Source organism: Phyllobacterium sp. MT110 (genome assembly GCF_058792715.1).
Genome location: NZ_JBXAFE010000001.1, coordinates 1968916 through 1976398, shown reverse-complemented (window position 1 = coordinate 1976398; position 7483 = coordinate 1968916). Strand labels below are relative to the sequence as shown.

Here is a 7483-nt window from a genome sequence, read left to right as displayed (position 1 = left end):
GTTTTGCCGTGGCAGGCTGTTCGGCAGCCGGTTTCTGGGCTTCGACGGGTTTGGCCGGCTTTTCGCCCGCTGCGGGTTCAGTGACCGGCGCAGGTTTTTCAGCGGCGGGTTTTGCCGTGGCAGGCTGTTCGGCAGCCGGTTTCTGGGCTTCGACGGGTTTGGCCGGCTTTTCGCCCGCTGCGGGTTCGGTGACCGGCGCGGGTTTTTCAGCGGCGGGTTTTGCCGTGGCAGGCTGTTCGGCAGCCGGTTTCTGGGCTTCAACGGGTTTGGCTGGCTTTTCGGCCGCTGCGGGTTCGGTGACCGGCGCCGGCTTTTCAGCGGCGGGTTTTGCCGTGGCGGGCTGTTCGGCAGCCGGCTTCTGGGCTTCGACGGGTTTTGCCGTGGCAGGCTGTTCGGCGGCCGGGGCTTCCTTGGCGGCCTTGTCGGCTGCCTTCTGGGCGGCGTCGGCCTTCTTGCGCGTCTCGTCTTCTGCAGCCTTCTTGGCCTGTTCAGCCTCTTGCGCAGCAGCAGCCTTGGCGGCCTGCGCGTCCGCAGCGGCCTTTTGCTTGGCCTCCGCTTCCACGGCTTTCTGCTGTTCGGCGGCTTTCTGTGCCTCGGCCTGGGTGGCGCGCTTGGCCTGTTCGGCTTCCTGGGCGGCGGCCTTTTCCGCGGCCTTGGCAGCCTGTGCCTCCTCCGCCGCTTTCTGCTTGGCCTGGGCTTCTACGGCCTTCTGCTGCTCGGCCGCCTTCTGCGCTTCTTCCTGGGCGGCACGCTTGGCCTCCTGGGCGCGTTCGGCTGCCTGCGCTTCGGCGGCGTGCGCTGCCTCGTCGGCGCGCTTCTTGGCCTGTTCCTCCGCCTGCTGCTGGGCGTGGGCGGCGGCGGCAGCCTCTTTTTCAGCGCGTTGCTTTGCCTCTTCGGCGCGGGCGGCGGCTTCGTGCTCCGCTGCCTTTTGCGCTTCTTCCTGCTGCTTCTTCGCCAGTTCTGCAGCCGGATCGGCTGCGGCCTGGGCCATCAGCAGCGGTGCTTCATTGGTGTTGGAGGAGATGTAGGGGCGAGGGAGAGGCGACTGTTCCGCCATCGCCGAGGGCGAGGAGAACAGGATTGCTGTCGAAGCAAAAAAGAGCGCTGTACGTTTCATTGTCATCCCTGTCTTGCGTTTCCTTCCTTGGAAACACGTCAAATGTTTGTGACCGGAGGTTGTGCCAGCTTTGTGGCAGCCGATTGTCCATCGCGGTCTTCTCACCAGATTCCTTGAGCCTCACACCGGTACATGTGTGATCCTGCCTGAATCCGATTACAGCAAGATTGCACGGGCGCGCCTGTATCCGATGTGAAGGCACCGTTCATCTTGCGTTCATGCAAAACTCTGGACGCGGCGTCGCGGCCGATGTATTGCAGCGCATGCCCAAAGAACCATTCTGGAAAACCAAGACGCTCGACGAGCTGAACCGCTCGGAGTGGGAGAGCCTGTGTGACGGCTGCGGCCGCTGCTGCCTGCACAAGCTCGAAGACGAAGACACGGAAGAAATCTATTTCACCACGGTGGCCTGCACCCTGCTCGATGCGGGGACCTGCCAGTGCTCGGACTATGTGCACCGCAAGAAGAAAGTTCCCGATTGCGTCTTCCTGACCCCGGAGATCGTGCGCGAGGTGGACTGGCTGCCCGATACCTGCGGCTATCGTCTGATCGACGAGGGAAAAGACCTGTACTGGTGGCATCCGCTGGTTTCGGGCAGCGCGAACACCGTGCACGAGGCGGGCATTTCGGTGCGCGGCAAGATCACCGCCTATGATCATGACCTGAAAACGGACGAAGATTATTTCGACCATATGATGATGGCGCAATCGTCTTCTTCGGAAAATTAATCCTACTGAACGGGAGATGAACAGCGCGTTGAAGCTTTGTTCAGGTGAATAGTGGAACAAACGATCACCTTCCGGACTTTCCCGTCCGGAGCAACAACCAACAAAGGAGAAACGCCCATGTCCCGCATGTCCATCAAGATGCTCGCTGTGACCGCCGCTCTCGGGCTCGGTTCGGTGTTCGGCGTGAGTGCCGCCTCGGCAGCGCCGGTGGCATCGTCCATGGCTGATGCCGCCGGTCCGGTGTCCAATGTCGTCAAGGTCGATCATCGCTACGGTCACCGCTATCATGGCGGCTATCGTCCCGTCCGCGCCTGCAGCGTCAACCAGGCCCTGAACAAGGCAAGCCGCATGGGTATCCGCAACCCGCGCGCGGTTGTGAACCGCAATGCGGTTCGCGTCACCGGCTGGCGCTATGGCCATCGCTCGGCGGTTGTCTTTGCCCGCGCACCGGGCTGCCCGATCATCCGCTGATTTCATCCGTACACGTAATGCACGCTTAGGGCGAAAGTTGTATCTTTCGCCCTATTGCGCCCATAATCGGCTGCGACGCAGCTGTGTCACTTCATCTTGGGGAGATCATCCATGACACCAAAATTTCTAGCCGTGGCTTTTGCCGCAACCGCAATGATGGCCGTTCCGTTCGCTGCCATGGCAGAGGAAGCTCCGCGCCCGCGCATTACGGTGACCGGAGAAGGCGAAGCCACTGCCGCGCCTGACATGGCTATCGTTTCACTCGTCGTGCTGCAGGAAAAGCCGACCGCACGGGAAGCTTTGACCGCCAACAACGAGACCATGGCCAAGGTTCTCGACGCAATGAAGAAGGCCGGAATCGCCGAACGCGACCTGCAGACATCGGGTTTCAACATCGATCCGCGCTATGTCTATCCGGACAACAAGCAGGGCCAGCCGCCGCAGGCACCGAAGATTGTCGGCTATGCCGTCTCCAATTCGCTGTCCGTGCGGGTGCGTGACCTGAAGAAGGTCGGCGAGATTCTCGATCAGTCCGTCACATTGGGCGTCAACCAGGGCGGCAACCTGACATTCACCAATGACAAGCCGGAGACAATCGTCGAGGAAGCGCGCAAGAAGGCCGTGGCCAATGCCATTGCCAAGGCGAAAACCCTGACGGCGGCGGCCGGCGTTGAAGTCGGCAAGGTCATCGAGATCAGCGAACAGACGTTCCAGCCGCGCCCCTATGGCGGTGCACCGCGCGCCAAGATGATGGCGGCCGAAGCATCCGATTCGGTCCCGGTGGCTGCCGGCGAGAACAGCTACAATGTCACGGTCAATGTGACGTTCGAGCTGAAGAACTAGAATTGGTCTAAGACCAAGCGAAAAGGGTGCCGCAAGGCACCCTTTTTTGTTTGTGCATGTAGGCTGCCGGTCAGTCGTTGGCGGCGCGCATCCAGTAGGAAATATCCTTCCAGTCGGCGAAGACGGCGCTGGCGCCCTTGTCGAGCAGGGTCTGGGCGTGGGCCGTGTAGGTGTGGCCGCCGCCGGTATAGCCGATAGCCGTCATGCCTGCCGCCACGGCGCCTTCGACACCATAGGGCGAATCCTCGATGACAACGCAGGCCGATGGTTCGTGGCCCATCTCCTTGGCTGCATGCAGGAACAGGTCCGGGGCGGGCTTGCCGCGCTTGACCATGGACGAGCTGTAGATCGCTTCGCCGAAATATCCGGCAAGGTCCGTGGTTTTCAGACTGAAGTGAATGCGCTCCAGCGACGATGACGAGGCAACGCAGCAGGGCGTTTCCAAGTCCGCGAGCAGGGCGGCAATGCCGGCCGTCGGCTGCAGGAACTGGCTGAAGACCTGTTTCGTCTCCGGCCACAGCCCGGCTTCGCCCGCGTCGGACAGGTGAAAGCCGGTCAGCTCGCCGATTCGCCGGATGATATCGGCCTGCTTCATGCCGACGCACTGGGCAATGGTGCCTGCGGGCAGGTCCATTCCATGGCTGGCATAGACGTTGTGATAGGCCAGTTCCGCCAGCGGCTCGCTGTCCACGAGCACGCCATCGCAATCAAAAACTATCAGATCGAACCTGTTTTGCGGCATTTCCATCTCTCTTCAAAGCCTGCGTTCCATGGGTCGACGCAGTAGTTACGGGATCATCGTTATCATCCTTATAATGCACATAGGTCTTGACTAAAATACAAATGTTCAATATTCGATTGGCAGGATGAGAGCGGTTTCCGGCATCGCATCGGAAGTCTTTTGAGGAGCGTTTTGGTATGGCGAGCAATGTGGCATTGACGGGATTGGCGCGGGACATGCAGGCGCGGGCGGATGCGGGGCGTCCGATCCGCATCGGGCTGATCGGCTCGGGCGAGATGGGCACGGACATCGTCACGCGGGTGGCGCATATGCCCGGCGTCGAGATCGGCGCGATTTCCGAACTGAACCTGCCCAATGCGCTCAAAGCCGTCGATATCGCCTACCGCGAACCCGGGCATGCGCAGGAAGTGACCACCGGCTCGGCCCTGACCGCGGCGATGGAAGGCGGCCGGATCGCCGTCACCGACAATGCCGACCTCATCCTCGAAAATGACCTGATCGACGTGGTGATCGATGCGACCGGCGTTCCGGCGGTCGGGGCCGAGATCGGCCTCAGAGCCATGGAGCACGGCAAGCACCTCGTCATGATGAATGTCGAGGCGGATGTGACCATCGGGGCGTATCTGAAAAGCGAGGCGGACCGCCTTGGCGTCACCTATTCGCTGGGCGCCGGCGACGAGCCGTCCTCCTGCATGGAGCTGATCGAATTCGTCTCGGCCATGGGCCATCCGATCGTTGCCGCCGGCAAGGGCAAGAACAACCCGCTCAACATCGACGCCATTCCCGACGATTACGCGGAAGAGGCGGCGCGGCGCCACATGAATGTGCGCATGCTGGTGGAATTCGTCGACGGCTCGAAGACCATGGTGGAAATGGCGGCGATCGCCAATGCCACGGGGCTGGTGCCCGACAAGGCGGGCATGCATGGCCCCGCCGCCACGCTGGACCAGCTCAACAAGACGCTGATCCCGCAGAGGGATGGCGGGCTGTTGTCGCGCGTCGGTGTGGTCGACTATTCCATCGGCAAGGGCGTGGCGCCGGGCGTATTCGTGGTCGCCGACATGTCGCATCCGCGCATTTCGGAGCGGATGGAGGATCTGAAGATGGGCAAGGGCCCGTATTTCACCTTCCACCGGCCCTATCACCTGACCTCGCTGGAAGTGCCGCTGACCTGCGCGCGCGTCGTGCTCTACGGCAAGGCGGACATGGTGCCGCTGGCGAAACCGGTGGCGGAAGTCTGCGCGGTGGCGAAAAAGGACCTGAAGGTCGGCGACACGCTCGATGCGATCGGCGAATACTGCTACCGCGCCTGGATCATGACGGCGCCGGAGGCGCGCGCCGCCGGAGCCATTCCCTGCGGCCTGCTGCAGGGCGGCACGGTGACGGCGCCCATCGCCAAGGGCGCACTCATCACCAGCGCCAATGCCGCCCCCATCCCCGGCTCGAAGATCGTCGAGCTCAGACAGCGGCAGGACAAGCTCGTCTATGGCGCGTGACGTCCGGCAACCAGAATTCAGGGCAAACAGCTAAGGAGTGCCAAGCATGGCTCCCGCCACAAACGCCAAATTCAAGGACGATGGCAGCAATCTTCCTTTCGCGTTCCGGCACTATTCTCCGGAGCAGCTGAAGGAAGCCCTGCGCAAGATGTATCTCATCCGCCGCTTCGAAGAGGGCGCGGAAGAATCCTACACGCGCGGGCTCATCCACGGCACGATGCACCTGTCCATCGGGCAGGAAGCCAGCGCCGTCGGCATATCCATGCCGCTGCACGACAATGACATGATCACCTCGACGCATCGCGGTCACGGCCATTGCATTGCCAAGGGCGCGGAAGTGTCAAAAATGTTTGCCGAGTTCTTCGGCAAGGAAACCGGCTATTGCAAGGGCCGCGGCGGCTCCATGCACATCGCCGATGTGTCCAAGGGCAATCTCGGCGCGAACGGCATTGTCGGCGGCGGCATACCGATTGCCGTGGGTGCCGCGCTTTCCGCCAAGAAGCAGAAGAACGGCAAGGTCGTCATTTCCTATTTCGGTGACGGCGCCAACAATGAAGGCGCCTTTCACGAGGCGCTGAATATTGCCGCGATCTGGAAACTGCCGGTGGTTTTCGTCTGCGAGAACAATGGCTACGGCATGTCCACCTCGACCAAGCGGTCGACGGCGGTGCCGAACGTGGCGGATCGCGCCGCCGGCTACAACATGCCGGGCGTGATCGTCGACGGCAACAACCTGTCGGATGTCGCCGAGGCTTCCAACGAGGCTGTCGAGCGGGCGCGGCGCGGCGAGGGCCCGACGCTGATCGAGTGCAAGACCTATCGCCATCGCGGCCATTCCAAGAGCGACCGCAACCGCTACCGCACCAAGGAAGAGATCGAGGACTGGATTGCCAACCGTGATCCCATCGACCTGTTCGAGACCCAGCTGAAGGAATTCGGCTTCGTCACCGATGGGGATATCGAAGCCATCCGCGCGGATGTGGAGAAGGAGATCGCCGAGGCGATCGAATTTGCCAGGAACAGCCCATCTCCCGATCTGAACAATCTCACGCGCGACGTGTACACGGACTGAAAGACTTTCCAGATGAATGAGACAATCCGCGAGCTGAGCTATTCGCAGGCTATCCAGGAAGCCATGGCGCTTGCCATGGAGGCCGATGACCGGGTGTTCCTGATGGGCGAGGATATCGGCGTCTATGGCGGCGCCTTCCAGGTCACGGGCGATCTCGTGCATCGCTTCGGCGAGGACCGGGTGATGGACACGCCGATTTCCGAGCTTGGCGGTGCGGGCGTTGCCGTCGGCGCGGCGCTGACCGGCATGCGGCCGATCTTCGAATTCCAGTTCTCCGACTTTGCGGCGCTGGCCATGGAGCAGATCGTCAACCAGGCGGCCAAAATCCGCTACATGCTGGGCGGTGCCGTTTCGGTGCCGCTGGTCATGCGCTTTCCCGCCGGTTCCGGCACGGGCGCGGCGGCACAGCACAGCCAGAGCCTCGAAGCCTGGCTCGGCCACGTTCCCGGCCTGAAGGTCATCCAGCCATCCACGCCCTACGATGCCAAGGGCATGCTGCTGGCGGCCATCGAAGATCCGGACCCGGTGATGATCTTCGAGCACAAGCTGCTCTACAAGATGAAGGGCCCGGTGCCCGAAGGCTATTACACCGTGCCGATCGGCAAGGCGGCTGTTGTGCGCGAGGGCACGGACCTGACCATCGTTGCTTCGGCCATCATGGTGCACAAGGCGCTGGAAGCGGCCAGGGAGCTGGAAAAGGAAGGGATCAACGTCGAAGTCGTCGACCTGAGAACCGTCCGGCCGATGGACAAGGACACGATCATTGCCAGCGTCAAGAAGACGTCGAAGCTGATGTGCGTCTATGAGGGCGTGAAAACCCTCGGTGTCGGCGCGGAAGTCAGCGCCATGATCGCCGAAAGCGAGGCCTTCGATTATCTCGACGCGCCGATTGTGCGGCTGGGCGGGGCGGAAACACCGATCCCGTATAATCCGGAGCTGGAAAAGGCCACCGTGCCGCAGGTGCCGGGCATTCTCGCCAGCGCCCGCGATCTCGTGAAGGGGGTGCGATAGCTC

The 7483-nt window shown here is 62.1% G+C and carries 7 protein-coding genes and 1 pseudogene; 6 read left to right on the top strand and 2 right to left on the bottom strand.

Annotation, left to right across the window (positions count from 1 at the left end; all coding sequences use genetic code 11):
- Positions 1-1117: pseudogene (locus AC1Q5O_RS10035) on the bottom strand (hypothetical protein); the annotation flags it as partial.
- A 263-nt stretch (positions 1118-1380) separates the two neighbouring features.
- Here AC1Q5O_RS10035 and AC1Q5O_RS10030 point away from each other — a divergent pair.
- The 3 genes from AC1Q5O_RS10030 to AC1Q5O_RS10020 all read left to right on the top strand — a co-directional run bounded on the left by AC1Q5O_RS10030 (position 1381) and on the right by AC1Q5O_RS10020 (position 3159).
- Positions 1381-1845, top strand: a complete 465-nt coding sequence (locus tag AC1Q5O_RS10030; protein WP_492562698.1) for a YcgN family cysteine cluster protein — start codon at positions 1381-1383, stop codon at positions 1843-1845.
- Between the two features lie 117 nt (positions 1846-1962).
- A complete protein-coding gene (locus AC1Q5O_RS10025; protein ID WP_346306722.1) occupies positions 1963-2316 on the top strand; it encodes an antifreeze protein in 354 nt (117 codons plus the stop codon).
- Between the two features lie 111 nt (positions 2317-2427).
- The gene (locus tag AC1Q5O_RS10020; protein WP_492562696.1) at positions 2428-3159 is read left to right on the top strand and encodes an SIMPL domain-containing protein; all 732 of its coding nucleotides are present in this window, start codon (positions 2428-2430) and stop codon (positions 3157-3159) included.
- A gap of 70 nt (positions 3160-3229) precedes the next feature.
- Here AC1Q5O_RS10020 and AC1Q5O_RS10015 read toward each other — a convergent pair whose 3' ends face one another.
- Positions 3230-3901, bottom strand: coding sequence for an HAD family hydrolase (locus AC1Q5O_RS10015; RefSeq protein WP_492562694.1), 672 nt, complete (start codon positions 3899-3901; stop codon positions 3230-3232).
- A gap of 176 nt (positions 3902-4077) precedes the next feature.
- On the opposite strand from AC1Q5O_RS10015, the gene AC1Q5O_RS10010 reads away from it, so the two are divergent.
- From AC1Q5O_RS10010 to AC1Q5O_RS10000, 3 genes are read left to right on the top strand one after another with little or no spacing between them, the layout of a single operon-like run.
- Positions 4078-5397 carry an NAD(P)H-dependent oxidoreductase gene (locus AC1Q5O_RS10010; protein ID WP_492562692.1) on the top strand — a complete coding sequence of 440 codons (1320 nt, stop codon included), beginning with the start codon at positions 4078-4080 and terminating at the stop codon, positions 5395-5397.
- A gap of 46 nt (positions 5398-5443) precedes the next feature.
- Entirely contained in the window at positions 5444-6469 is a 1026-nt protein-coding gene (pdhA, locus tag AC1Q5O_RS10005) for a pyruvate dehydrogenase (acetyl-transferring) E1 component subunit alpha (RefSeq protein WP_223612645.1), read from the top strand.
- A 12-nt stretch (positions 6470-6481) separates the two neighbouring features.
- Complete coding sequence (locus AC1Q5O_RS10000; RefSeq protein WP_463012060.1) at positions 6482-7480, top strand: alpha-ketoacid dehydrogenase subunit beta; 999 nt, start codon at positions 6482-6484, stop codon at positions 7478-7480.
- Positions 7481-7483: the final 3 nt, after the last annotated feature.